General features: G+C 47.7%; 19 protein-coding genes. 10 read left to right on the top strand and 9 right to left on the bottom strand.

Annotated elements, in window-relative coordinates; genetic code table 11:
* Positions 1-48: 48 nt before the first annotated feature.
* From prpF to ACUALS_RS06755, 6 genes are all read right to left on the bottom strand, one after another.
* Complete coding sequence (gene prpF, locus ACUALS_RS06780; protein ID WP_454449174.1) at positions 49-1,236, bottom strand: 2-methylaconitate cis-trans isomerase PrpF; 1,188 nt, start codon at positions 1,234-1,236, stop codon at positions 49-51.
* A gap of 19 nt (positions 1,237-1,255) precedes the next feature.
* Positions 1,256-3,841: a Fe/S-dependent 2-methylisocitrate dehydratase AcnD gene (gene acnD / locus ACUALS_RS06775; RefSeq protein WP_454449173.1), complete on the bottom strand. Its 2,586-nt coding sequence runs from the start codon at positions 3,839-3,841 to the stop codon at positions 1,256-1,258.
* A gap of 71 nt (positions 3,842-3,912) precedes the next feature.
* Positions 3,913-5,037, bottom strand: coding sequence for a bifunctional 2-methylcitrate synthase/citrate synthase (gene prpC / locus ACUALS_RS06770; RefSeq protein WP_005470692.1), 1,125 nt, complete (start codon positions 5,035-5,037; stop codon positions 3,913-3,915).
* A gap of 111 nt (positions 5,038-5,148) precedes the next feature.
* Positions 5,149-6,045, bottom strand: coding sequence for a methylisocitrate lyase (prpB, locus tag ACUALS_RS06765; protein ID WP_039626691.1), 897 nt, complete (start codon positions 6,043-6,045; stop codon positions 5,149-5,151).
* A gap of 11 nt (positions 6,046-6,056) precedes the next feature.
* Complete coding sequence (locus tag ACUALS_RS06760; protein ID WP_038138162.1) at positions 6,057-6,752, bottom strand: GntR family transcriptional regulator; 696 nt, start codon at positions 6,750-6,752, stop codon at positions 6,057-6,059.
* 188 nt (positions 6,753-6,940) lie between these two features.
* Positions 6,941-10,075, bottom strand: a complete 3,135-nt coding sequence (locus ACUALS_RS06755; protein ID WP_454449172.1) for an HD domain-containing phosphohydrolase — start codon at positions 10,073-10,075, stop codon at positions 6,941-6,943.
* A 357-nt stretch (positions 10,076-10,432) separates the two neighbouring features.
* On the opposite strand from ACUALS_RS06755, the gene ACUALS_RS06750 reads away from it, so the two are divergent.
* The 8 genes from ACUALS_RS06750 (at position 10,433) to ACUALS_RS06715 (ending at position 19,234) form a co-directional block, all read left to right on the top strand.
* Positions 10,433-11,404, top strand: coding sequence for a tripartite tricarboxylate transporter substrate binding protein (locus ACUALS_RS06750; RefSeq protein ID WP_038138167.1), 972 nt, complete (start codon positions 10,433-10,435; stop codon positions 11,402-11,404).
* Between the two features lie 195 nt (positions 11,405-11,599).
* Positions 11,600-12,118, top strand: coding sequence for a tripartite tricarboxylate transporter TctB family protein (locus ACUALS_RS06745; RefSeq protein ID WP_334475214.1), 519 nt, complete (start codon positions 11,600-11,602; stop codon positions 12,116-12,118).
* An 18-nt stretch (positions 12,119-12,136) separates the two neighbouring features.
* A complete protein-coding gene (locus ACUALS_RS06740; RefSeq protein ID WP_005470690.1) occupies positions 12,137-13,663 on the top strand; it encodes a tripartite tricarboxylate transporter permease in 1,527 nt (508 codons plus the stop codon).
* A 168-nt stretch (positions 13,664-13,831) separates the two neighbouring features.
* Complete coding sequence (locus ACUALS_RS06735; protein ID WP_038192107.1) at positions 13,832-15,232, top strand: TolC family protein; 1,401 nt, start codon at positions 13,832-13,834, stop codon at positions 15,230-15,232.
* Between the two features lie 9 nt (positions 15,233-15,241).
* Positions 15,242-16,219 (top strand): HlyD family secretion protein, encoded by a 978-nt coding sequence (locus ACUALS_RS06730; protein WP_038138175.1) that lies wholly within the window; start codon positions 15,242-15,244, stop codon positions 16,217-16,219.
* Between the two features lie 10 nt (positions 16,220-16,229).
* Positions 16,230-17,399, top strand: coding sequence for an ABC transporter permease (locus ACUALS_RS06725; RefSeq protein ID WP_454449171.1), 1,170 nt, complete (start codon positions 16,230-16,232; stop codon positions 17,397-17,399).
* Complete coding sequence (locus ACUALS_RS06720; protein ID WP_454449170.1) at positions 17,396-18,523, top strand: ABC transporter permease; 1,128 nt, start codon at positions 17,396-17,398, stop codon at positions 18,521-18,523. Before ACUALS_RS06725 ends, ACUALS_RS06720 begins: the two co-directional genes overlap by 4 nt.
* A 78-nt stretch (positions 18,524-18,601) precedes the next feature.
* On the top strand, positions 18,602-19,234 hold the full coding sequence (locus ACUALS_RS06715) for a MarC family protein (protein WP_038212049.1): 633 nt from the start codon (positions 18,602-18,604) through the stop codon (positions 19,232-19,234).
* 61 nt (positions 19,235-19,295) lie between these two features.
* Here ACUALS_RS06715 and ACUALS_RS06710 read toward each other — a convergent pair whose 3' ends face one another.
* Both ACUALS_RS06710 and ACUALS_RS06705 read right to left on the bottom strand, forming a co-directional pair.
* On the bottom strand, positions 19,296-22,010 hold the full coding sequence (locus tag ACUALS_RS06710) for a bifunctional diguanylate cyclase/phosphodiesterase (RefSeq protein WP_454449169.1): 2,715 nt from the start codon (positions 22,008-22,010) through the stop codon (positions 19,296-19,298).
* A gap of 127 nt (positions 22,011-22,137) precedes the next feature.
* Complete coding sequence (locus tag ACUALS_RS06705) at positions 22,138-22,575, bottom strand: DUF3859 domain-containing protein (protein WP_454449168.1); 438 nt, start codon at positions 22,573-22,575, stop codon at positions 22,138-22,140.
* 179 nt (positions 22,576-22,754) lie between these two features.
* On the opposite strand from ACUALS_RS06705, the gene metA reads away from it, so the two are divergent.
* Together metA and pilW are read left to right on the top strand one after the other, a co-directional pair.
* Positions 22,755-23,696 (top strand): homoserine O-acetyltransferase MetA, encoded by a 942-nt coding sequence (gene metA / locus ACUALS_RS06700; RefSeq protein WP_038138192.1) that lies wholly within the window; start codon positions 22,755-22,757, stop codon positions 23,694-23,696.
* A gap of 164 nt (positions 23,697-23,860) precedes the next feature.
* Complete coding sequence (pilW, locus tag ACUALS_RS06695) at positions 23,861-24,571, top strand: type IV pilus biogenesis/stability protein PilW (protein WP_454449167.1); 711 nt, start codon at positions 23,861-23,863, stop codon at positions 24,569-24,571.
* 213 nt (positions 24,572-24,784) lie between these two features.
* On the opposite strand, the gene rlmF is transcribed toward pilW, so the two are convergent.
* The gene (gene rlmF / locus ACUALS_RS06690) at positions 24,785-25,810 is read right to left on the bottom strand and encodes a 23S rRNA (adenine(1618)-N(6))-methyltransferase RlmF (protein WP_454449166.1); all 1,026 of its coding nucleotides are present in this window, start codon (positions 25,808-25,810) and stop codon (positions 24,785-24,787) included.
* Positions 25,811-25,813: the final 3 nt, after the last annotated feature.

The raw sequence follows: 25,813 nt of genomic DNA, 5'->3' as shown, positions 1-25,813 counted from the left end.
ATTGCTTCCTCCAGTATGTCCTGACATTGCACTTTTACAGCAAGTGAATTATTCAAAAATAGTGGAGGGAACACGCACAAAGCCCTCCATGATAATACGAGCACTTCGACTCATTATGGCTTTGTCGACCACCCAACCTGACTCTGTTTGTGTCGCAGCCGCTCCCACCTTCAACGTCCCCGAAGGATGTCCAAATGTCACTGACTGCTTTTCTCCGCCTCCAGCAGCAAGGTTGACCACCGTACCGGGTACGCACGCGGCGGATGCAATCGCAACGGCGGCGGTTCCCATCATAGCGTGATGTAGCTTGCCCATAGAAAGAGCACGAACCAACACGTCTACCTCACTTTTGTTCACTTGACTGCCGCTCGACGCAAGATAGGTTTTTGGCGGTGAAACAAACGCAATTTTAGGGGTATGTTGGCGACTTTCAGCTTCTTCGAGCGTACCAATCAAGCCCATTTTTAACGCGCCATGAGCTCGAATAGTTTCAAACTTAGCCAAGGCATCGACGTCATTGTTGATATCATCTTGAAGCTCGGTTCCGCTGTAACCAAGGGCTTCTGCATCAATAAAAATGGTCGGGATACCAGCGCTTATAAACGTGGCATTGAATGTCCCAATCCCCGGAACATCAAACTTATCGGTGATATGGCCAGTTGGAAACATACTGCCCTCACCGTCCGCAGGTTTGACAAAGTCCACCTGAATTTCTGCTGCGGGAAAGGTCACGCCATCAAGTTCGAAGTCACCTGTTTCTTGCACCAACCCATTCACAATTGGCACATGAGCAATAATGGTTTTTTGGATGTTTACCTGCCAAATACGGATCTCAGCAATGCCATTGTCTGGTAGTCGCTTAGGTTCAATAAGCCCCGCATGAATGGCAAATGGTCCGACAGCAGCAGACAGATTGCCGCAGTTGCCACTCCAATCGACAAACGGCTTATCAATCGAAACCTGTCCGAACAGGTAATCCACATCATGGTCTGACGTTGCACTCTTGCTGACGATCACCGTTTTACTGGTGCTCGAAGTCGCCCCGCCCATGCCATCAATCTGCTTCGCATAAGGGTCTGGGCTGCCTATCACGCGCAGCAACAGATCGTCTCTCTGTTTTCCGGGCTGTTGAGCCTCAATCGGCAGGTCAGCCAAGTTAAAAAAGACGCCTTTGCTCGTGCCGCCACGCATATAGGTTGCTGGCACTTTGATTTGGCTTGGTGTCGATCTATTCATTTCGTCGCCTCCCAAGCCGTTATTGAGCTAAAAAGTCTTGAGCAAAACGCTGTAAAACACCACCAGCCTGATACACAGAGACTTCATCTGCCGTGTCCAAACGGCATGTCACTGGCACATCGACACGCTCGCCGTTTGCGCGAGTAATTACCAACGCTAAATCGGTACCGGGTTGGATTTCACCTAACACGTCGTAAGTTTCGCTGCCATCTAGTTCAAGCGTTTTACGGTTGACGCCCGATTTAAATTGCAGCGGTAGCACCCCCATGCCAACCAAATTGGTTCGGTGGATACGTTCAAACCCTTCGGCAACGATCGCTTCAACCCCTGCGAGTCTGACGCCTTTGGCTGCCCAGTCGCGCGATGAACCTTGTCCATAATCCGCTCCAGCAACAACGATCAGTGGCTGTTTGCGGTTCATGTAAGTTTCGATCGCTTCCCACATTCGGGTCACTTCGCCTTCCGGCTCGACTCGAGCAAGAGAGCCTTGCACCACTTCGCCGTCCTGTTTCACCATCTCATTAAACAGTTTCGGGTTAGCAAACGTTGCGCGTTGCGCCGTTAAGTGATCGCCGCGATGCGTCGCGTAAGAGTTAAAATCTTCTTCGGGGACGCCCATACTTGCTAGATACTCACCCGCCGCGCTACTGGCTAAGATCGCGTTTGACGGAGAAAGGTGATCGGTCGTGATGTTGTCACCTAATACCGCTAATGGTCGCATTCCAGATAAGGAACGCTCACCCGCAAGCGCGCCTTCCCAATAAGGTGGACGGCGAATGTAGGTACTCTTTGGACGCCATTCGTAAAGTGGGCTTTGACTGCGTTCACTTTCGTCTAGCTTAAACATCTGAATATAGACTTGCTTGAACTGTTCAGGCTTAACGTGCTTACCGACCACCGCATCGATCTCTTCGTCACTTGGCCAAAGATCATTAAGATAGATGGGGTTGCCATTAGCATCATGCCCAAGCGCGTCGCGCTCAATATCAAATCGAATCGTGCCTGCCAACGCGTAGGCCACCACTAAAGGCGGAGAAGCTAAAAACGCTTGTTTGGCATAAGGGTGGATTCGACCATCAAAGTTACGGTTGCCCGAAAGAACCGCAGTCGAATACAGATCTCTGTCGATGATTTCTTGTTGAATTTTCGGGTCTAACGCGCCGCTCATACCGTTACAGGTTGTACAAGCGTAAGCAACAATACCGAAGCCTAGCTTCTCGAGTTCTGGCAACAAGCCTGCCTCTTCGAGATACAACTTAGCGACTTTTGAACCTGGGGCAAACGATGATTTGACCCAAGGTTTACGAACCAAACCAAGCTCATTGGCTTTTTTCGCCACTAAGCCCGCCGCCACAACATTGCGTGGGTTACTGGTGTTGGTACAGGAGGTAATGGCCGCGATGATCACCGCACCATCTGGCAGTTCGCCTTGTTTTTCTTGCCACTCACCGGAAATTCCGCGCGCTTGTAGCTCTGACGTTGGTAAGCGACGGTGAGGATTAGATGGCCCGGCCATGTTGCGGGTGACTGACGACAAGTCAAACTCAAGCACACGTTCATACTGAGCACTTTCTAAATCATCGGCCCACAAACCGGTCTGTTTGGCGTATTGCTCAACAAGCGCGACTTGCTGTTCATCTCGCCCAGTGAGTTTTAAGTAGTTGATGGTTTGCTCATCAATGTAGAACATACCCGCCGTCGCACCATATTCCGGTGTCATATTGGAAATAGTCGCGCGGTCTCCGATGGTCAGGTCTCGAGCGCCCTCGCCATAAAATTCCAAGTAAGAGGAAACCACGCGCTCTTGGCGTAGGAACTCAGTAATCGCCAAGACGATGTCTGTCGCGGTGATGCCCGGTTGGCGCTTTCCAGTTAAATGAACTCCGACAATATCCGGCAGCCTCATCATCGAAGGACGACCAAGCATGACGGTTTCCGCTTCTAGTCCACCAACACCGATAGCAATGACGCCGAGCGCATCAACATGGGGGGTGTGGCTATCTGTGCCGACACAAGTGTCTGGATAAGCAATGCCTTGTTTCGCTTGAACGACGGGCGACATTTTCTCCAAATTGATTTGGTGCATGATGCCGTTACCTGCAGGTATCACGCTGACGTTTTCAAACGCGGTTTTACACCACTCAATAAAGTGAAAACGATCTTCGTTGCGTCTTTCTTCTATAGCGCGGTTTTTCTCGAACGCGTCCGGTTCGAAGCCAGCATGCTCAACAGCGAGTGAATGATCGACGATCAGCTGCGTCTCGACCACTGGGTTCACTTTAGATGGATCTCCGCCCTGCTCTGCAATCGCATCGCGCAGACCAGCCAAATCCACCAACGCGGTTTGACCTAAAATGTCGTGACACACGACTCGCGCAGGGTACCAAGGAAAATCAAGGTCACGCTTTCGCTCAATGAGTTGTTTAAGGCTATCTATCAGTGACTCAGGGGTACAGCGACGAACCAATTGCTCAGCAAGCACTCGGGAAGTGTATGGCAAGGTGTCGTAAGCACCTGGGGAAATATCATTGACCGCTTCGCGCGCATCAAAATAATCAAGCTGCGTACCTTCTAGCGGTTTTCGGTATTGTGTGTTTATAGTCATGTGATGCTTCCAATGCAATGTGGGCGGCGCCTCTCTTATCGACTCTTTGATAAGAGAGGTCGCATCTGTCTTTAACGCTGGTCGATTGGCACCCAATCCTGATGATCTGGGCCTGTGTAATCGGCACTTGGACGGATAATTCGGTTGTTAGCACGTTGCTCATAGACGTGCGCAGCCCATCCGGTCAGTCGGCTCATGACAAAAATTGGCGTGAACAACTTGGTTGGAATATCCATAAAGTGATAGGCCGATGCATGGAAGAAATCCGCATTACAGAATAGTCCCTTTTCGCGCTTCATCACTGATTCCACCCGCTCTGAAACTGCGTAAAGGTGAGTATCGCCCACCGCTTGAGACAACTCTTTTGACCAACGTTTGATCAATGCATTACGAGGGTCGCTTTCGCGGTAAATCGCATGACCAAAACCCATGATTTTATCTTTGTTGGCAAGCATCTTCATGATATTGGCTTCCGCCTCTTCTGGAGTCATCCAGTTTTCAATCATTTCCATTGCAGCTTCATTGGCGCCGCCGTGAAGAGGACCGCGCAAAGTCCCAATGGCCCCCGTCACACATGAGTGGATATCAGACAGGGTCGAGGCACATACTCGAGCGGCGAATGTTGACGCATTGAATTCATGCTCTGCGTATAAGATCAGCGAGCAGTGCATGACCTGTTTATGTAGCTCGCTCGGCGCTTTGTCCGTGAGCATCTTCAAGAAGTAACCGCCTAAGCAGTCTTGCGATTGATCTTCGGTATCGATGCGAACGCCGTCATGACTAAAGCGGTACCAGTAACAGATGATCGCTGGAAATAACGCTAACATGCGTTCTGTGGCATCAAGTTGTTGCGAAAAGTCTTGCTCTTGCTCCAAATTACCCAGCACAGAACACCCTGTTCGCATCACATCCATTGGGTGTGCTTGCGCCGGAATCAGCTCCAATGCGTCTTTCAACGCTTGAGGTAGCCCTCTTAAGCTGAGCAAACGAGTTTTGTAAGCATCAAGCTCTTGTTGATTCGGTAAGTGACCACGCAACAGTAAATGTGCTACTTCTTCAAACTGGGCGTTGTTAGCCAGATCGGTAATGTCATAACCTCGGTAGGTTAAACCTGTCCCCGTTTTTCCGACAGTACACAAAGCTGTGCTTCCAGCGCTTTGGCCACGTAGGCCTGCTCCACCTAGTTCATTAGGCATGATAGAACTCCTTTTCTGCCTGAGCTTACCCTCTTGGATGGGGTGATTTTTATCAGGCGTTTCACGTTGTTGGATTAAGTTATTAGCGTTTTCTTGGACTTCCGCTTGGGATTATTTTCCTTCAGAGAAAAGCTGGTCGAGCTTATCTTCGTAATCGTGGTAGTTAAGGTGTTGGTATAGCTCTTTTCTTGTTTGCATCGAATCAAGCAAGGCTTCTTGGTTACCCACCTCAAGCAAATGCTTGTAGACCATCTCCGCCGCTTTGTTCATTGCTCGGAATGCACTCAGTGGATAAAGCACCATATCAACATTGGATTTCGCCAGCTCTTCTCCACCGTAAAGAGGGGTTTGACCAAATTCAGTGATGTTTGCCAAGATAGGCACATGCTTGCCTGTCGCTTGAGACAAGGCCGTCGAGAACTGCTGGTATTGTTCAAGTTCGATCATTGCTTCTGGGAAAATCATGTCGGCACCCGCTTCAACGCACGCGATGGCTCGCTCAATGGCGCTGTCCATCCCTTCTACTGCTAGTGCATCGGTTCGCGCCATAATCACAAAGCTTTCATCATTACGTGCATCGACCGCCGCTTTGACTCGATCCACCATCTCTTGCTGGCTAACAATGGCTTTATTGGGTCTGTGACCGCAGCGCTTTTGCGCCACTTGATCTTCCATATGCACCGCCGCTGCACCTGCTTTTTCCATCGCTTTAATGGTACGTGCAATATTGAATGCGCCGCCAAAACCGGTGTCGATGTCGACAAGTAACGGTAAATCACACGCATTGGTGATTCGGTCTACATCAACCAGCACATCGTTTAGCGTTGTGATACCGAGATCCGGCAAACCGTAAGACGCATTGGCAATACCACCACCAGAAAGATAGATCGCTTGATGACCTAGGTTCTTTGCCATCATGGCGCAGTAAGGGTTGATGGTGCCAACAATTTGCAGTGGATCATTTTGCTCTACAGCGAGTCTAAACTTCGCCCCCGGAGATAAACTCATGACGTTATCCTCTAGTCCGTTAGTATTTGTTGTTCAATTAACTTGCGACTGCCCGAAATATGGCGACGCATTAACATTTCAGCGAGCTCCTCATCGCGATTGCGTATCGCCTGAAGAATAAATTTGTGTTCGTTTAGTGCCTCAACCGGTCTTGATTGAGCTCTTGGCGATTGGTAACGATACATTCTCAGCAAGTGATAAAGCTCATTGCAGAGCAAACCGATAAGCTTGCTGTTTCGACTGGCTTTAATGATTCGATAGTGGAAATCAAAGTCGCCATGCTGGTGGAAATATGACGATCCCTCGACTTCTTCAATATGTCGAGAATGTGTCGACAATAAGGTTTCTAAACTGAGCAGTTCTTCTTGAGAGATATAACGAGCCGCCAATCGAGCCGCCATGCCTTCAAGTGCTTCTCGAACAGCGTATAGCTCAATCAACTTCTCTGGCGACAAGGTGATCACACGCGCCCCTACGTGGGGAATTCGCTCGATCAGCCCGAGTCCTTCCAAGCGCATAATGGCTTCTCGAAGCGGCCCACGACTCACTTGGTAACGCTTTGCCAGCTCTGGCTCTGAGATCTTACTTCCGGGCTCGATGTCACCATTAACAATCGCCTCAACCAAGGATTCGGTAAGCGATTCAGACTTGGTGTTTTCTTTATCACCCGTGACCGATTTGTGGTGTGGTTTTAGCTCTACATTCATACTCAAACTCAATGAGACACTTTAGCAATGTGTCAACAATTTCTTAACTTGAATATAAAATAGACTATAAGATTGTCGACAATCAAGCAGATTGTCGACAATTTAGACTAAGGTCTTAGCCAACTTCGGCTATCGAGTTCACGGTGCGCCTTGTAAATCGCCCAAGGCTCGATCGGTCAGTTTGCTTCCTACGCAACTTTTTGCTCCGTAAAGTACTTGCTGATGTCTACTTCGTCGATTTGCGCTTCAGGCAGGAATTGTTTGGCATAGTCTTGATACACGCCGCTTTCAAGAAACAGTTTAAACAAGTCCATATCGACGTGTTCATCAAGTGCCATTTTGTGCAAGATATCGACGGCGACACTGACGGGCTTAGCTTTCTTATATGGTCTATCAGCGGCAGTTAAGGCTTCAAATATATCGGCAATCACCAGAATGCGTTCAGGAATAGAGAGGTCCTCTGCCGATAGCTTACGCGGATAGCCTGTCCCTTTAAGGGTTTCATGGTGAGTAGAAGCATAACGCGGTACCTTGCTAAGCTCCGCAGGGAAAGGCAGCGCTTCGAGCATCTTAATACCACTGATCATGTGTTCGTTAATTTTGAACCTATCTTCAGCGGTTAACGTGCCACGGCTTATGGACAAGTTATAAATCTCTCCTAAATTGTATTGATGCTCAGGGATATCGACATTGATGCCGAAGCTCGGGTCAAACACCAATGGTCGGATGCGTTTGATGATGTGCTCAGGTCGGTCGCTGAGTAAATTCTCTGTAACAGGAAGGCGAGTTTGACTCTGGGTCCGATTTAATTCTTCAAACGGTGACAAGCCCAGCCGATCATCAAAGTGCCGCTGCCAAGTTTGCGTGGCTATCTGCTTGATGCGCAGCACTTTTTCTTCACTCATAAACTCACCTCCTACATTCGCCGCCGCCACAAATTCGAAGTCTTCTTGCAGCTGACGCTTAGTGTTACGCAATTGCTCGAGCGCTTCATCCTTGTCCATAGATTGCGCTAATTGGCTCTGCAAAAAAGTGATTTCCGCATCGCGCCAGAGCACTTCAAAGCGCATTCGGACTTCATGAATTCGATTGTAATTCGCTTCCAGTTTGGTCCCTTTGTCGACAATATGCTCGGGAGTGGTGATCTTTCCACAGTCGTGTAGCCACGCTGCAATCTTAAACTCTCGGCGCTGATTATCGTTTTCAAAGCGGAAGGTTTTAAACTTGCCAGAAGAGGCCTCTTCAGCAGCGTTTGCCAGCATCATGCCCAGTTCAGGCACACGATTACAGTGCCCTGCGGTGTAAGGAGATTTGTCATCTATCGCCTGCGCAATTAACTGAATAAAGGCGTCCACAAACGCTTGTTGCTGCTGTTCACGCTGTTTGATTTCATTTGCCATCTCTTGAATGGACTTTGATAGATGCCAAACTTCTTTAATCTGCGAGTCGATCAGCTCGACATGATCAAAGTCCCGCTGTTTTATCTTTTTCGTTTGCTGAGTGAGTTGACGAATAGGATTGACTATTGGTGAACCAAATATCCAGGATACTGGCAGTAGTGCCGCCATCACGAGCATGGTCACGCCAACCGTTGTATATAGTCGCTGATAGACTTCGGCCATCACTAATGCTTGAGGCACAACCACGGCTAAGAACTCAGATTGCTCGCCCGCTTGTCCGTTGAGCGCGCTGACGTACAAAAACGCTTGCTCTCCATCGAGTTCACGTTTTTGAATCCTGTTTTGTTTCGAACTTGATTGACTCAATTCAAACAACTCATGATGGGGAACACGATTATCACGAACTTGCTGATACCATTTGTTGGTCAACTGTGCGTATTCAGCGGGCGTAATGCTCTGAAGCGCTTTGGAAAACAACGGAATAAGCTGACGATGCGGCGCGCTAACGGCAAGGTAAAACGGTATCTGAGTATCGTCAAAAAATGGATGCAAATGGATCGGTAAAGAGGTTGTTTTTTGCAGTTGCTCGAGTGCTTGCTGCGCATCGACCAAAACTGTGATTTTCCCACTGACTAGCGCTTGCCGAGCATCTTGACTCTCTTCAAATTGAATGATGTTGGCATCCGGGACTACTCGTCTCAACTGCTTAGAAAAATCATGACCTGCCAACACACCAAACACCCGCTCCGGTTTACTCGGCAACTGCTCGGAGCGCGTCGCCAGCGCTAATGGTGTTTCAAACAATTTCAATTGATAGGCACCGGCAGAAAGGTCCGTCAATGAGTGGACAATATCCAGCTCGTCGCTCTCTAACTTATTCAGCAATGACTGGCTATCAAACCCATTCACAAACTCTAAAGTGATACCTAGTTTGGCAGCCATTAATTGCAACAAATCGATGGCGTAACCTTGTGGCTCACCTGCTTTCGCGTAGTCGTAAGGTCGCCAGTCAAGCTGATTGGAGGTAAGCAACGCGGGCGTCGCATCAATAAGGGCTTGTTCCTGTTCACTGAGTATAATCCGTGAAGTGTCGACTGACGTTTTGCTTGCCTGGATAACTCGATTGGACGCAATCACTTCACCCGACTGATGGAATACATACGCTTCAACACCTGATTCTTCCGGTAAGCCCAATGCCGCAGGTGTCAATTTGGAACTGATGGATGACAGGACAATATCGATGCCGATGACTGACTGCTTTGCTCGGATCGAGTAGGTCTGCCCGGTAATCTTTAGATGCTTGAAGAGATAGGGCTCGGTCTTAAAAACTTGCTCAACACTGGCTCCCACATACCAAGGGCGTCGTGTGGGGAAATAATTGCTCGTTTCTGTGCGCTCTTGAGTCAACGTAAACGCATCCGAGAAATACAACGTCTGGCGAACTCGGTTTTGCTCTTGCCCTGATATCTTAATCACTACCCAACGATCTTGTGGTGCCGCTTCAATACGTTGCCGAACAATAGGCGATGACTCTAAATTGATGATTTGGTAAAAATCATCTTGTTCGTTGCCAAAATAGATGCTGTAGAACAGTGGATTATCTTTAAGCACTCGCACCAATAAGGTACGGATTTCTTGTTCACTGAAGGTGTGGTTGAGCGTATTGGACACGCTGCTCAAGATTCGCGCACTACTTTTCGCATTCTGGTCAACCTGCTGAATGTATTCACTCACATCGCTCGTTGCCATGACAAGTTTATTAAGCACATGCTCTTCAGACATCTGTTTGGTAAACATGTACTGAAGCGCAATCGCAAACAGCGACGTCGCAATCGTCGCGATGATAAACAAGGTTCCGACCGTAAATCGTATCGAGAACTTCTTCTTTTTTTGTGTTAAGCCGACCAACTGCGAACCCTCCATGGCTTCCTAATCGAAACTGTGTTGTTGTCACCTAGCACTATTAGTGTAGAAGTTGCATATGACTTTCTTTTTATTTTCATTCGCTACATACGAACTTTTAGTGCTAGCTCACTCATCTTTAAAGAAAAAGTGCCATTTTTCGCAAATTGATTTCTCCCTCTTTTCTCGCGTGAACTTTATGAACAAAACCACCTAAATGACCTTTATTGTTTTTATCAACGCATTGCAGACAGAGTTTTAACACTCCATTAACCTTAAACCCATCTATTAACAAGTCTCCCTCCCTTGTTGATAGATTCTTGATAACGATAAGTGCGCTTCCAAAGAGAAGCGCACACGACATAAGGAACGTGAATCATGTTTAAGGTACTAAAACCAACCCTAGCGGCTTCGATCATCGCTGCGTCTTTTTCATTCAACGCTTTTGCAGCAGATGTAGAAAAAATCCACTTCTTGATTCCTGGTGGTGCTGGTGGTGGTTGGGATATGACCGCACGTGGCACAGGTGATGTTCTGGTTAAATCAGACATCGTTGAAAACGTCTCATTCCAAAACCTATCGGGCGGCGGCGGCGGTAAAGCGATAGCTCACCTCATCGAGACAGCAGAGCGTCAAGAAGACACACTTATGGTGAACTCAACACCAATCGTTGTACGCTCTCTAACGGGAATTTTCCCACAATCATTCCGTGATTTAACACCTGTTGCAGCAACCATCGCTGACTATGGTGCGATCGTCGCTTCCGCAGATTCTAAGTACAACACTTGGGAAGACGTGGTGAAAGACTTTGAGTCCAACCCGCGTAAAGTAAAAATCGCAGGTGGCTCAGCTCGAGGCAGTATGGATCACCTAGTCGTTGCAGCGGCATTCAAAGGCGAAGGGTTTGACGCGAAAAAAGTTCGCTACATCGCCTACGACGCAGGCGGTAAAGCAATGGCGGCACTACTGTCTGGTGAGACACAGCTACTGTCTACTGGCCTTGGCGAAGTATTAGAGATGTCTAAATCAGGTCAAGTCAAAGTACTAGCAGTGACGGCACCAAAACGTCTAGACGCCGCACCAAACATTCCAACGCTAACCGAATACGGCAATGAAACGGTATTTGCGAACTGGCGTGGCTTCTTCGCCGCTCCGGGTACCTCACAAGCGAAGATCGACGAGTGGAATGCCGCACTGACTAAGATGTACAAAACCGACCAATGGCAAGTTGTACGTGACCGTAACGGTTGGATCGACAACTACAAAGCGGACAAAGACTTCTATGCCTTCCTTGAAGATCAAGAGAAGCAAATGGGTGACCTAATGCGCGAGCTTGGTTTCTTGAAGTAATCCTGTAGGGCGGCGCAACGCTGCCCTGACCCTCTTCGCCGTACATAAGAATACTTTCAATCTCCTTGTTTATAGTTGTTGTAAACATTTAGGCCGAGTTGACTAGCAGCAATGACGCTTAATTTGTTAATGAAACCATGCTCATTAGCTCTTATGTACGGCTTTTTTCTTCCCTAAATACAAATGGAGTTGGATATGTCGGATTTGCCAACGAACTCTTTCAACAACGGAAATTTCTTTAGCAAAGAAAACCTTCTCTGCCGTGATCGTGTTGGTGCGATGATATTTCTTCTCGTCTGCCTTTGTTACGGCTATCAAACCACACAAATCCCCCTCTTTCCCGGAGATGAGTACGAACCCTTTACCGCAAGGACACTTCCAACACTCCTGACTTTCGCGGGCATTGGGTTGTCCTTAATGCTGCTTGTGACAGGGCAACCAGACAAGCAAAGCGGCGCAGTGATGGACTTTAACTGGAAACTGCTGATCGGTTTTCTGGTCTTGATGGCGTTTTATGGCGTTGGGCTTACCTATTTAGGCTTCGTTATCGCGACGAGCGTCTTCTTGCTTGCTGGCTTTTACCTACTCGGTGAGCGACGTAAAAAGGTTCTATTCGGGGCATCATTCCCGTTTGTGATGGCGTTTTATCTACTGCTTACCCAAGGCCTAGACATCTACCTAGAGCCGGGCGTTATTTTCACTATGTGGTCGTAATTTAATAGGGAAATCGTAATGTTAGATGGAATCTTACAAGGTCTTTCGACCGCAGTTATGCCAATGAACATCATGATGGTGATCGTTGGATGTTTCGTGGGTACCTTTATCGGAATGCTTCCCGGACTGGGCCCTATCTCAGCGATTGCGCTGATGATCCCGATCACCTACGGCTTAGACCCTTCGTCCGGTCTTATCTTGATGGCTGGTGTTTACTACGGCGCCGTTTTTGGTGGTTCAACGTCATCAATTTTGATCAACGCTCCGGGCTGTTCTTCAACCGTGGTTACCGCGTTTGACGGCTACCCAATGGCGCAAAAAGGCCAAGCAGGTAAAGCCCTCGCTTTGGCGGCCTACTCTTCTTTTACGGGTGGCACGCTTTCTGCCATCATGCTGTTGGTCGCTGCACCAGCATTGGCTAGCGTTTCGCTGAGCTTCCAATCGTCAGACTACTTCGCGCTGATGTTGCTAGGTCTGTCTGCCGTGGCAGCGTTTGCAGGCCCTGGTCAAGTGATTAAAGCATGGATGATGACAGTCCTTGGCTTGATGCTGTCAACGGTCGGTATCGACAAAGGCGTTGGCGTTGAGCGCTTCACTTTTGGTTTAACAGACTTAATGGATGGCTTTAGCTTCTTACTGCTTGCCATGGCAACGTTCGCACTGGGCGAAACCTTAATGGGTATCTTAAAACCAGAGCAAGACACACGAGATGACGAGCAAAGTAAACTCAGCAACATTGGTAGCATGAAAGTCACCAAAGAAGAGATCAAAGATGTCGCGCCCGTTTCGATTCGCTCATCGATCTTGGGCTTCTTCACCGGTGTACTTCCGGGTGCAGGGGCAACCATCGCAGCTTTCCTAAGCTATGGTATGGAGCGCAACCTCGCGCCGAAAGAGAAAAAAGCCGAATTTGGTAAAGGCAGCATCCGTGGTTTGGTTGCGCCAGAATCGGCAAACAACGCAGCGTCGAGTGGCTCGTTCGTTCCTCTGCTTACGCTAGGTATCCCGGGCTCTGGTACCACGGCTATCATGCTTGGCGCTTTGATCGCTTACGGCATTCAACCAGGTCCACGCCTGTTTGTTGAGCACCCAGATGTCTTCTGGTCAGTGATCATCTCTATGTACTTTGGCAACATCGTACTGGTCATTCTGAACTTGCCGTTGATCCCTTACATTTCTAAGCTTCTCGCCGTGCCAAGAACGGTATTGCTACCAATGATTTTGTTCTTCTCTATCACTGGTGTTTACCTTGTATCCTTCAACACCATGGATGTGTTTATCATGTTGTTGATTGCGATGGCTGCGATTGCACTTAGGTTGGCAAACTTCCCACTCGCCCCGCTGCTTCTCGGCTTTATTCTTGGCGGCTTGATGGAAGAAAACTTGCGTAGAGCGTTGATGATTAGCGACGGTGAACTGAGCTTCTTGTGGGAACGTCCAATCACTATGACCTTCACTGTACTTGCTGTGCTCGTGCTGTTTAGCCCAATTTTTGTCAAGCTGTTCCAAAAACTAAAAGCCTCACCAAAAAAGGTTGAGCAATAAACATTGGCCATTTAACCCTTTAGGGACACTTCGGTGTCCCTTTTTTTATACGCCAATTCTTGGCGCGCTTCTTATCTTCGAATCACTTCTCTCTGCTACCCTAAACTCATTGCCCCATTTTCATCTAGAGTATAAACTCTATTTTTTAACAGCAAGAGTAGATTTACTATGTCGTTGCGTCCGTTAGCGCTCATTATTGGTTGCCTTGGCCTTTCTTATTCTGCGGTCTCGAATGCTGCTGCCATCAGTTTTGAACAAGCATGGCAAGTCTTACAGCAAGAGAACAACTCACTCGCCGCCCAGCGCTCTAACGTGGATCGCTACGAACACCTACAAAACGCAACAGACAGTTTGAACCTTCCTTCTGTGACCCTTGGAGCCAACTATACTCGCCTTGATACCGACGTAACCGTATCAGGTGAACAACTGTTCGAGAGTACAGGTCAACCGCTACCCAACCTAGGGCCTCTAAATCCGCTACTTGCTGGCGTTGGTGGCATCACATCCACCATCACAGAGCGCGATATTTTCAGCTCCTCAATCCGAGCGGTATGGCCGATTTTTACTGGTGGCCGCATTAACGCCGCGCAATCGGCCGCCGAAGGTAAGAAAGAGCAAGCGCAAAGTGAGCTAGCAATGGAAACCCAAGCGCGTTTTGAAGACCTGAGTAAGTACTACTTCTCTGTGTTGCTCGCTCAAGATGTTCTCCACACTCGCCAACTGGTTGAGCAAGGGTTAACCAAGCACCGCGACAACGCATTGAAGCTCGAACAGCAAGGTCAGATTGCGCGTGTCGAGCGACTTCAAGCCGAATCTGCGCTAGACAAGGCGATCATAGAACGGAAAAAGGCGCAAAAGTCGTTAGATATCGTCCAAGCGGCATTGACTCAAATCCTCAATCAAACGGCAGCAGTTGAACCCTCAGACTCACTGTTTATTAACACCTCTTTGCCACCGTTGAATGCGTTTGTTGAACGTACCTTAGACACGTATCCCGGATTAGACTTACTTGATGCCAAGCAAAAGCAAGCAGACAGCTTGATTAAGGCAGAGAAAGGCAAATACTACCCTGAAGTCTATTTGTACGGTGATTACAGCTTGTATGAGGATGACTCTCTTGCAAGCCAAATGAAACCTGATTGGCTTGTGGGCATCGGCGTCAACATTCCACTGATTGATTCCCACGGCAGAAGTGATCACGTGCAAGCGGCGAAGAGCGCTGTCGCTCAAGTGAAATTCCTCAAAGCTCAAGCCAAACAAGACCTCTCTGTTTTGGTGCAGAAAACCTATTTAGAAGCACAGCAAGCTCAAGAAGAAGTGCAAGGTCTTGAGTCGAGCATTGAGCTAGCGAAGGAAAACCTCAAGCTGCGTGACAAAGCATTCTCGCAAGGGTTGTCCACCTCAACAGACGTGGTCGACGCACAGCTCTATCTTGCAAGCGTACAAACCCAAAAAGCCGCAGCGAGCTTTAACTACTTACTCTCTCTGTCTAAATTGCTCGCCCTTTCAAATGAGATGAGCGCTTTTGGCCAATATCAACAAACCTCTACCCCAGTTTCAAATTTTTAAGGATCCAAGATGAAAAAAGCAAAACCATTGGTACTGACAGCAGCAGCGTTAGCCCTAGCATCTTGGGTTGGGTACAGCTTTTACCAAGCGTACCAACCAAAACCTGTGCGTTTGCAGGGACAAATCGAGTCTCAGCAGTACAGCATTTCTTCTAAAGTGCCAGGGCGTATTGATCAAGTTCTGGTTCGCAAAGGAGATAAAGTCGAAAAAGGCGACCTAATTTTTACTCTACATAGCCCAGAAATTGCCGCCAAACTAGAGCAAGCTAAAGCGGGTGAAAAAGCCGCTGGTGCCCTCGCACTTGAAGCGGAAAAAGGCGCACGCACCCAACAAATTCAAGCGGCAAAAGATCAATGGCTGAAAGCAAAAGCCGCAGCTGCGTTAATGGAGAAAACCTACCTGCGCGTGAATAACCTCTACAGCGATGGAGTGGTTGCAGAGCAAAAACGTGATGAAGCCAAAACGCAGTGGGACGCAGCAAAATACACTGAGAGCGCAGCATTCCAAATGTACCAAATGGCGAAAGAAGGCGCTCGCAGTGAAACCAAAGTCGCAGCAGCAGAAAAAGCGCGCATGGCAGCGGGAGCTGTCGCAGAAGTCGAAGCCTATGCAAAAGATACCGCGATTGAAAGCTGGTTTGATGGCGAAGTGTCACAGGTATTATTGCAAAGTGGCGAGCTTGCCCCGCAAGGCTTCCCTGTGGTCACGGTTATCGATAGTGACGATTCATGGGCGGTATTGAACGTGCGTGAAGATTGGCTCAAACACTTTAACAAAGGCGATACCTTCAATGCCTATCTGCCAGCGCTCGACAAATCGATTGAGTTCAAAGTGACGCACGTTGCCGTTATGGGTGACTTTGCGACGTGGCGCTCGACCGATGCGTCCCAAGGTTTTGATCTGCGCACCTTTGAAGTAGAAGCTCACCCAGTAGAGCCAGAGCAAGGTCTACGAATGGGTATGAGCCTCGTCGTTGAACTGAATTAAGACCTTCGCCATGACTACGTCTAAGGTTTCACAATTGTCCGTTGTTCTTCGCGACCGATGGCTTTTATCGAGCTTAACTTGGATCCCTATTGTGTTGGCGGTAACCATTTGGGCGATTTTCTCGCAAGGCATTGCGAGGGACTTACCCATTGGCGTTGTTAACTTTGACAACGGGTCGCTTTCTCAAAAGCTCGTTAGGTATTACGATGCGACCTCAGCAATGAAGGTGACGCATCATTTTGCCAGTGTCGAAGAGGCGAAACAGGCGCTTACTGTAGGAGACATCTATGGGTATGCGATCATCCCGACTCAGTTTGAGCAAAATACGCTCAAGCAACTCGCCCCACAAGTGAGCGTCTTCTACAACAGCCAGATGATATTAGTGGGTAAACTGATTAACTCTGCGTTTCTTCAAGCTCAAGGTACGTTTAACGCCGAAGTCAGCACGGGGTTTGGTTTGGTCAAGGGCGATACAGCAATGCTCTCCGCGATGGGCAAAGCCGTTCCAGTAAGAACTCAAATTACACCACTGTTTAATAAAAACTCCAACTATGCGCAATTTTTGGTTTCTGCGGTGGTGCCTGCGCTATGGCAAATTGTCATTGTGGTCAGCACCATTCTCGTCCTCGCCGCCAACCATAGAGATAGAGGCTTGCTCCCTTGGCTTGGTCAGCGCCCTCTTGTTGACTTGGTCTCAACGCTAGCCCCCTACTTTCTTGTCTTTGCGTTACAAGGCTTTGCCTTTTTATGTTGGTTCTATTTAGGCTTTAAATGGCCAATGCACGGCAGTTTGGTGGTTCTGGTGATTGCGCAAGCATTTACCATTGTCGCGTGTATGATCATGGGCAGCGCGTTTTTCTTTTTGACCCTCGACCCTGCGCGAGCCATGAGCTTTGCGGGGGCGTTCACCGCGCCAAGCTTTGCATTTATGGGCATCACCTTTCCGGTCAGCGACATGGGTTCACTTGCTCAGTTTTGGCGAGGGCTGTTACCAATCAGTCACTATATTGAGTTGCAAGTTAGCCAAGTAAGTTATGGACAGACTTGGGTAGCGTCATCGCAACATCTCATTCCGATGTTGGGGTATGGCGCTGTGATTTTGCTCTGCGTAGCATTAATCCAAAAACACTTAGCTACTGAGCAACAGCGTCAGGCAATGAATAATAAGGAGCATGCGTGAAACTTCCCCTACTTTTCAAAGCAGAGCTCAAAGCCTTGTTCCAAAACCCTGTTGTCCTGCTGACGGTATTCGGCGGCGTGATTTTCTACTCATTCCTCTATCCGCTACCCTACAGCCACCAAACTCCGAGGGAACAAAAGATAAGCGTCGTCAATCTCGATATGAGCCAAACCAGCTTCAAGCTTGAACGCATGGTAGACGCAACGCCTCAAGTGCAGGTTGTTCGAAGAGATCACACCATTGCCGCTGCCCACCAAGCCTTCTTGAACGGCGAAGTCAGCGGTATTCTCGTCATTCCTGAGCATTTCTACAAAGAGCTGCTACTGGGTAAAAGCCCAACCCTTTCTTATGCAGGTGACGCATCTTACTTTTTGGTCTACGGTACGATTGTCGAAGGGCTGGCACAAGCAGGTGGAACGTTGGCCGCGCAGACCAAAGTCGCCAAGTTAGTGCTTGATGGCGAACCGTTGTCACAGGCAGAGAACCACTACGCTGCCACGAAACTAAACCTTAAGCCGACATTTAACCCGCGTATGGGTTACGTTGACTATGTGGTACCGGCGGTGTTTGTGTTGATCCTCCAGCAAACGATGGCGATGGCGTCTGGTCTGATGGTTGGTACCCAAAAGCAAGGTCGTGGCTACTGGAGCCGAGCTTCGGTCGGCAAGCTGATGCTTGTTCGAGTCACGGTTCTAACCGTTATTTATTACCTGCTCAGCATGTATTACTTCGGTGCGAGCTTTTCAATGCACGGCGTCAACCAACTTGCCCACGTAGGAGAGTTACTCAGTTTGTTGCTGCCCTTTTTGCTGGCCTCTTGCGCGATCGGCCTTTGGCTTGGCGCGGTTACACCGCGACGCGAGTTGGTCACCTTAGTCGTGTTGATCAGCTCCATGCCGCTCATCTTTAGTGCTGGGTTTATTTGGCCTGTAGAGTCAATTCCGCAGCCCATTGTTTGGGCATCGCAACTGTTTCCGAGTACAGCCGCCATTAAGAGTTTCTTAACGTTAAATCAGATGGGCGGTAACTGGGCAGATATTCGATGGGAATACACCCTTTTGTGGCTTCAATCTATTAGCTGGTTTGGAGTGGCTTGGCTTTCGTTAAAGAGAATCAGACCATAAGCTCAAGTTAGATAGTAGAGCATGGCTATAAACCATGTTACCGTGCAAACCATCACTCAGTTTTAGGATAACGGCGCAATGCATGACATCACTACGACCGCGGTCACCGTTTTTATGGGTTTTTTCGCCATGATGAATCCGATAGCCAATACAGCGGTATTTGTTGGTATGACAGGAGAGCAAACACCAACCGAACGCAGAGCGACGGCCATCAAGGCGCTGGTCACCGCGTTTTTCATCGTCTCAGCATTTTGCTTACTGGGTAAAGGGATCTTCGAGTTGTTTGGCATCACGTTACCTGCACTCCGTTTAGCGGGCGGCGTTTTGGTCTTTTTGGTGGGCTATCACATGCTACAAGGCAGCTCATCGAAGCTTCATTCACACTCAGAAAATGAGCAGAATGAACATAAAGACGTCGCAATTTCGCCTCTCGCGCTGCCGATTCTCGCTGGGCCTGGCACCATAGCCACCGCAATGAACTACTCGGCGTCTGGCGATATGCTTAGCATCACTGTGACGATTGCTGCCTTTGCCATTTTATGTGCCATTACTCTTATCTGCTTCCTATTTGGTCCCAAGTTGGTCGATAAATTAGGTGAAAGTGGAATTAGTATCGTCACTCGATTAATGGGGTTAATACTCACCGTGATTGGCATGCAAATGCTGATTCAAGGCGTGCACGATGCCTACCAGCTTTTTCAGCTTCACTGACAAAAAAAACGCTTCGATCAGAAGCGTTTTTATCTTTATGCGTGTTTGATTGTTACCTAGTTCAATCACCCAAAAGCGCTAAAACCTCACCCTCTGGCATAGGTTTATAAAAATAGAATCCTTGGATCTCTTCAATATTCCAGTTTTTCAGTTTTCTCGCTTGCGATGCGGTTTCTACCCCTTCAGCAACGGTTGTTAAACCCAGTTCTTGCGCCATGTTGGCAATGTTTCTCACCAAGCTTTTTGCTCTATCGTTGCTTTCTACTTGATCAATATAAGACTTATCAAGTTTAACGATATCCAGCGGGAAGCAACACAGGGTTGTGAAAGAAGAGTACCCTGTACCAAAATCATCGAGCGCAAACAAAACCCCCAAAGATTTGATCATCTCCATTCGGTTGATGACTTCTTCTTCAATCCCCATCAGCATACTTTCCGTCACTTCAATCACCAACTGCCCCGGTTGTACGGCGTAGTCCTCGATGACCCGTTGCAAAAACTGAGCAAGATCTTGATGATAAAAATGCGCGGCACTTAGATTAACGTGAATGGTTAATGGTGTTTTACCTTGTTGGCGCCTTATTAAATTCACCCGTTGGATAAACTCGCACGATTGCTCCAAGATGCTCTCACCCAGTTCGATAATGTGATGATGACGCTCAGCCAAAGGAATGAAAACACCGGGTGACACAAACCCATGCGCACTATGTTGCCAACGCGCCAAGGCTTCAAAACCCACAATGTCTCCCGTTTTACTCTCTACAATCGGTTGGTAGTTTGCATGAATCTCTCGAGACTCAATCGCACCCTTCAAATCTCTAAGAATCGCTGCAGAGGCTTGAGCAATATTAAACGTTTGTTCACCCACATAAATGGGGTCACCGTTATGGGCTTTGTTGCCATCCAGTTCGATTGCATGAATAGCGGCGTGGATTAAGGTATCCAATGAGTGATGCGTAATGTCGGGTGCAATCATCGCGATCTGACACTGCAAATCCATGGTGACATCTTGGATCTGCAACTTGCGAGATAAAGCCTCTTTAAAACGAATCACGCCACGTTTCGCTTTGTGACAATCTTTTCGTTCTTCAATTAACACTAAAAACTCGTGCGAACTGATTCGACCAACAGGAAACACACCCAGTTCAGAGCCAAATAGGTTTGCAATTGCCTCTAACGACTCATCATAGACTTGGTGTCCGTACACTTCTGAAGCATGCATTAGGCTTGGGATCGTCACATAGAAAAAGCTAAATTGGTTTGGAGCAACCTCAACGAAATTTCTCGCCTTCTCCATGATCGCTTTCCGGTTCCACAGCCCTGAGAGGTTATCCCTTTCTACTAAATCTTCGATGAGTTTCGCTTGTTGCTTGTTCTCGCGAACATCCCTTATTGAGAGCATCACTGCATCGCTACCTTGGTACTGAATCGAGCGCACTTCGATATGACAATCAATTTTGTCGCCATTTTTAGTGAGCATTTGCGCCTCAAACTGAGTCTGCCCCTGATGGTACATGCGATACATGCGGTCGATCTGACATTCAGGTTGATCGCTGTCTGGGCACAACAAATCCAGCGGTTGGTGGACGACTTCTTCATGTTGATAGTCAAGCAGCAGCAATGCGGTCTGATTGATGTCGACAATCTCCCGCTCTCTCACCAAAACCATAGCAATGGTTTGGCTTTGATACAGGGCATCAAATTTTTGTTGGGTATCGTGAAGCAGCTCTTGAGCACTGGACGTATTACTCGCTAGGGTTTTGACCAATTTAATCAAGCGATCGAGTTCATCCTTGTTTGGCTGGTTTAACCCTTCCAGTTGATAGGATGAAAACAGCTCATCAATGTCTTTCTCGAGATCGGAAAAGCGAACGGCAACTCGGCGCCGAAACATCAAAAACGTTGCCAATGAGATAACCACAGCAACAATCGCGACAGCCACAAACAAATAGCTAAAAAGCACACTGCCCTTTAAATAGTGAACGCGCTCAACCACCGTCGTGAGGTGTGCGACAGGTTCGCCTGACATCCCCGCGAGATCGACAGTCTGAATTAAGGTTCGCCGCGTTTTCTCGATCTCTGGAACCAATGAACCTTGATGGGAGTCAGAAACGTACTCAATCTTATTATCAGCAATCAAGATCGAATTGTAGTTGCCGGGAAAACGTGCCGTTAAGTTCTGGCCCCAGATAAGCCAGCCAGAGGATGCAGATGTGCCATCACTGTTTCTTACTGGGGACAGAGTGATGATCCATACTTGGTCATCAACGCTGAGCAAGCCACTAAAACTTTCTCGAAATGAATCCAGTACCTTGTTCATCTTGGAAATGTGCTCCAAGACTGCAGACTCAGACATGATTTTGGCTGGTAAGGTGACGGGTTCGCTGTCCCCGTCACGACGCTCGATAGAATCGATAACTTGCCCTTGCAGATCAGTAAAAATCATCAGATCTAAACTCAGCGCGTCAAGGGACTCTTGGACAAGGTTTCTTTCCCGATAGTCACTTAAGCTCGCACCTAACAGCAATTCATGCGTCTCGTCCCAGTATGCCCAATCATAAGAGCGGACCTCTAGCTCTTGAACCATGGTCGTGATTAAGCTTTGCGCCTGTGCACTGGCACGATTAGATTCCATGGTTTCTAAGCTGTCTAAGCTGAGCAAAAAAAAGTATCGGGTAATGTAGAGACAGCTGAGGGTGATGCCAAGAAGACCAAAGATAAAGTAGAGGGCGGTTTTGGTTTCCAGCTTAAGGTTAAACAAGCGAAGTCGATTCATATGATTTTGTTATAATTTTACAAGTCATTATCAATATTATAGAAATAACCGCCCGCTCGACTTGATATGCGTCTAATTTAATTAATAGAGATGTGAAACAGATTCACTAAATGCCGAAATTCAGCGTTTAAAAACCTCGCTTGCGCCAAAATTCGCCTTCGTCTTTTGCAAACACCTCAAACGTTTTACTTGCAATGACTTCACCTTTTAAGCGAATACTCATCGCCCACTTACCGATATTAGAGTCATAGCCATCAATTGGGTCTAACAGCTGGATGGTATCACCAAGGTAAAAGTCCCAATCATTACTGCCAATGTGAAGCTCCCCAGTAAAGGGCTCCAAAACCTGCCCCTTTTTTCCTTTTACCCCCGGGTGGTCAATACAGTATTCAATCACTGACCCCTTGGCTTTTTTGATATTGACGATGAAACCAAACTCTGTCTCCTCTTGCGCGGGTACCTTGGTCGTAAACTCTTGTATTTTCGGAAGGTGTTTGGATTTTGAGTCCCAATCTTGATAGATGCCGTACGACGTGATTTCTACGATGGGTGAACGCTTTGCCATGATTGACTCCGGTTATGGTGACAGTTCTTCTGAATATCAGATGTCGCTTTTTGCTGTTGAAACGAGTGTCCAAGCGGCAAGTGTATTAGAAATTGGCACACATTTGCTATCGACATCTCATTCTGATTGCGCTAAGTTTGGATGTATAGACGTCCATAATCATGCTTAGGGAGTAAGCTGTGCCAATTAAGATCCCCGATCAATTACCTGCATCTGACGTACTGCGACAGGAAAACATTTTCATTATGCCAGAGTCTCGCGCTTCGACTCAGGAAATCCGTCCGCTAAAGGTTCTGATCCTCAATCTTATGCCGAAGAAAATCGAGACGGAAACCCAGTTCTTACGTCTACTGTCGAACAGTCCGCTTCAAGTAGACATTGAGCTGCTGCGTATTGACAACCGCCCAAGCAAAAACACCCCGACTGAACACCTCGATAACTTCTATCGCCAGTTTGAAATGGTCAAAGAGCGCAATTTCGACGGACTCATTATCACAGGTGCACCTCTTGGCTTGGTTCAGTTTGAAGACGTGATCTATTGGGACCATTTGAAGACCATCATGCAATGGGCTAAAGAGCATGTCACTTCAACCTTATATGTCTGTTGGGCGGCGCAAGCAGGTCTCAAATTGTTATATGATCTGCCCAAACGAACACGCAAAGAGAAGCTCTCTGGGGTTTATCACCATCAAATTCACCATCCTTACCACCCAATTTTGAGAGGGTTTGATGACAGTTTCTTAGCACCTCATTCTCGCTACGCAGATTTCTCCGCAGAGTATTTAGAGGAACATACCGATCTCGATATTCTTGCTACATCCGATGTCGCAGGTGTTTACCTGGCCGCCACCAAAGATAAGCGAAACGTGTTTGTAACTGGTCACCCTGAATACGATTCCCTCACTTTACATCACGAGTACATTCGCGACCTTGGTGAAGGCATGGAGCCCGCAATTCCAGTTAACTACTACCCGAACAACAATCCAGACAATAAACCTATCGCCAGTTGGCGAAGCCACGGGCATCTGCTGTTTGCCAACTGGTTAAACTACTGCGTTTACCAACAAACGCCGTACGATCTTGACCACTTTAGCGAAGCTAACTTTACCAAAGATGACTAAGACAAGATGGAAGGGTTCGTTTGAACCCTTTCTTCCTTTCATCGGCATATATGCAACTTAGACAATCAATAGTGCCGTGTCTGTCGCATAGTGAATCTGAGCCCATCAAACTCTTTCGCGCTTTACGTTATACATGCTGTTAAACCCTTAAAAAGACACAGCTTATGCGTTCACTTTCTTTCATTCTTAGCTTAATGCTCGTTGGTTGCGTCACCGTTGACGCCACCAATCAGTCTGACCCCTCCTTCAACCCAACCGAACGTGCTGAAGCCCGTATCGCACTGGGTATTGGTTATCTTGAACAAGGAAACATGGTAAAAGCGCGCGAAAATCTAGAGAAAGCACTCGATCACTCGCCCAATTACTATCGCGCCCAACTTTCAATGGCACACTATTTTGAAAAAGTAGGCGAGACTCAATCTGCCGAACGAATGTACAAAACGGCGCTCAAGCAGCATCCAAGAAATGGCAACGTGTTGAATAACTTTGGTACCTTTCTTTGTAAACAAGGTGACTACAGCAGCGCTGACAAATACTTTAATGCAGCCATCGATCAACCTTATTACTATTTGATTTCAGGTAGTTACGAAAACGCCGCGATGTGCGCCTTAAAAGCAGGAAACAACGAACAAGCCAAATACTACTTTACTCGCACACTCGATCATGACCCATATCGCGCGAGCTCAATTTTGCACCTTGCTAAGCTAGAGATTGAAGATGGGGAATATACTCAGGCTCGCATCCGATTGATGAAGTTCCACCAATCTTATGGACTGCAAAAGCCGTCGCTCAAATTACTGATCAATCTTGAAGAGCAGGCAGGAAACCCCTCATTGCAACAGCAATATCAGGCCAAATTGGATAAAATGGGTTAACGGGGTTTACGCTTAGTATGATGCGTTTGGCGCCGTTTTCTAACTCGACTCGCGCGTTGTATTTTTTGATATTCGTTGTAAAGAATGTAGATAAAGCCAATCAGACCGAGCAGAAACAGCATTGCAAAAAGCCATAAAAAACTGGTGCAGATCCACGCGGGCTCACAGGGCATATAAATTTCAAATTCCATATGCCCTCCTCACGTTAACTGATTATTGAAACCAAGCTTTGCGCTCAGCGTCCGTTTTAAAGGTCCAAGCCATAAAGCGACTTATCTTCTGCCCTTGGCTCATCTCGATAATCCTAACTTCTCTCGCCCCAGCCTTTTCAAGGTTTTTTCGCATCCAACGAACGTTCTCTTTTTTGGAAATCAGCGTTGAAAACCACAGCACTTGATCCGCGAACTCTTTGCTCTCAAACGCCATGTTCTTGATAAAGGCCGCTTCACCACCTGGGCACCATAGCTCCGCTTTTTGGCCTCCAAAGTTAAGTATAGGAGAAGGCTTAGATTGAGCGCGATTTACGGCTTGGCCGCGCTTGGACTTATTGGCCGACAGGTTGTTGATTTTCCTTTCTGTCCCCTGCTGAGCCTCTTGCAATGACTTATGAAAAGGCGGATTACACGTTGTCACGTGATAACGCTCGCCAGGCTTAATGATTCCTTTGAAAAAGTGACGGCTCTCTTTTTGTAACCGACACTCTATCCGATCATTTAGCACGCGATTGCGCTTGGCGATGTTGTTGGCATTCTCAACGGAAACCGGATCGACGTCTGAGCCCACATAATGCCAGCCGTATTGCGTTACCCCAACAATAGGATAAATGCAGTTTGCACCCACACCAATGTCTAAGGCGTTAGTTTGCTGCTGTGTAGCATCGCCAGAATCGGTACTTAATAACTCAGCAAGTCGGTGAACATAGTCAGCACGTCCGGGAATGGGTGGGCATAGATAGCCTTGAGGAATGTCCCACGACGTGACGTTGTAATGGTGAGCAAGCAGCGCTTTGTTGAGAAGAGTTACCGCTACCGGATCCGAGAACGCAATACTCTGCTCCCCTTTTGGCGTTTTGATGACGTATTTCTTAAGCTCTGGCAATGCGGCAATAAGCTTGGTGAAATCATAACGACCATGATGCAGGTTGTTTTTGTGCAATCCGGCTTTGCCTTTCACCTTGACTACTTTCATGTTTGACGCTTTTTCATTGTTGCGTGCAGGCTTACTTTTTGGCTTTGTCATACC

The sequence above is a fragment of the Vibrio sp. NH-7 genome (genome assembly GCF_053643215.1).
Note: the sequence above shows the minus strand (reverse complement) of the source record. Positions and strands in the feature narration are given on the sequence as shown.

Excerpts from the sequence above, each read along its gene's own strand:
- ACUALS_RS06735 (WP_038192107.1), top strand. The coding sequence starts at position 13,832 with ATGTCGTTGCGTCCGTTAGCGCTCATTATTGGTTGCCTTGGCCTTTCT.
- ACUALS_RS06740 (WP_005470690.1), top strand. The coding sequence starts at position 12,137 with ATGTTAGATGGAATCTTACAAGGTCTTTCGACCGCAGTTATGCCAATG.
- ACUALS_RS06710 (WP_454449169.1), bottom strand. The coding sequence starts at position 22,010 with ATGAATCGACTTCGCTTGTTTAACCTTAAGCTGGAAACCAAAACCGCC.
- pilW (WP_454449167.1), top strand. The coding sequence starts at position 23,861 with ATGCGTTCACTTTCTTTCATTCTTAGCTTAATGCTCGTTGGTTGCGTC.
- prpF (WP_454449174.1), bottom strand. The coding sequence starts at position 1,236 with ATGAATAGATCGACACCAAGCCAAATCAAAGTGCCAGCAACCTATATG.
- ACUALS_RS06715 (WP_038212049.1), top strand. The coding sequence starts at position 18,602 with ATGCATGACATCACTACGACCGCGGTCACCGTTTTTATGGGTTTTTTC.
- ACUALS_RS06755 (WP_454449172.1), bottom strand. The coding sequence starts at position 10,075 with ATGGAGGGTTCGCAGTTGGTCGGCTTAACACAAAAAAAGAAGAAGTTC.
- rlmF (WP_454449166.1), bottom strand. The coding sequence starts at position 25,810 with ATGACAAAGCCAAAAAGTAAGCCTGCACGCAACAATGAAAAAGCGTCA.
- ACUALS_RS06730 (WP_038138175.1), top strand. The coding sequence starts at position 15,242 with ATGAAAAAAGCAAAACCATTGGTACTGACAGCAGCAGCGTTAGCCCTA.
- ACUALS_RS06745 (WP_334475214.1), top strand. The coding sequence starts at position 11,600 with ATGTCGGATTTGCCAACGAACTCTTTCAACAACGGAAATTTCTTTAGC.
- acnD (WP_454449173.1), bottom strand. The coding sequence starts at position 3,841 with ATGACTATAAACACACAATACCGAAAACCGCTAGAAGGTACGCAGCTT.
- ACUALS_RS06760 (WP_038138162.1), bottom strand. The coding sequence starts at position 6,752 with ATGAATGTAGAGCTAAAACCACACCACAAATCGGTCACGGGTGATAAA.
- ACUALS_RS06705 (WP_454449168.1), bottom strand. The coding sequence starts at position 22,575 with ATGGCAAAGCGTTCACCCATCGTAGAAATCACGTCGTACGGCATCTAT.
- prpB (WP_039626691.1), bottom strand. The coding sequence starts at position 6,045 with ATGAGTTTATCTCCGGGGGCGAAGTTTAGACTCGCTGTAGAGCAAAAT.
- ACUALS_RS06725 (WP_454449171.1), top strand. The coding sequence starts at position 16,230 with ATGACTACGTCTAAGGTTTCACAATTGTCCGTTGTTCTTCGCGACCGA.
- prpC (WP_005470692.1), bottom strand. The coding sequence starts at position 5,037 with ATGCCTAATGAACTAGGTGGAGCAGGCCTACGTGGCCAAAGCGCTGGA.
- ACUALS_RS06750 (WP_038138167.1), top strand. The coding sequence starts at position 10,433 with ATGTTTAAGGTACTAAAACCAACCCTAGCGGCTTCGATCATCGCTGCG.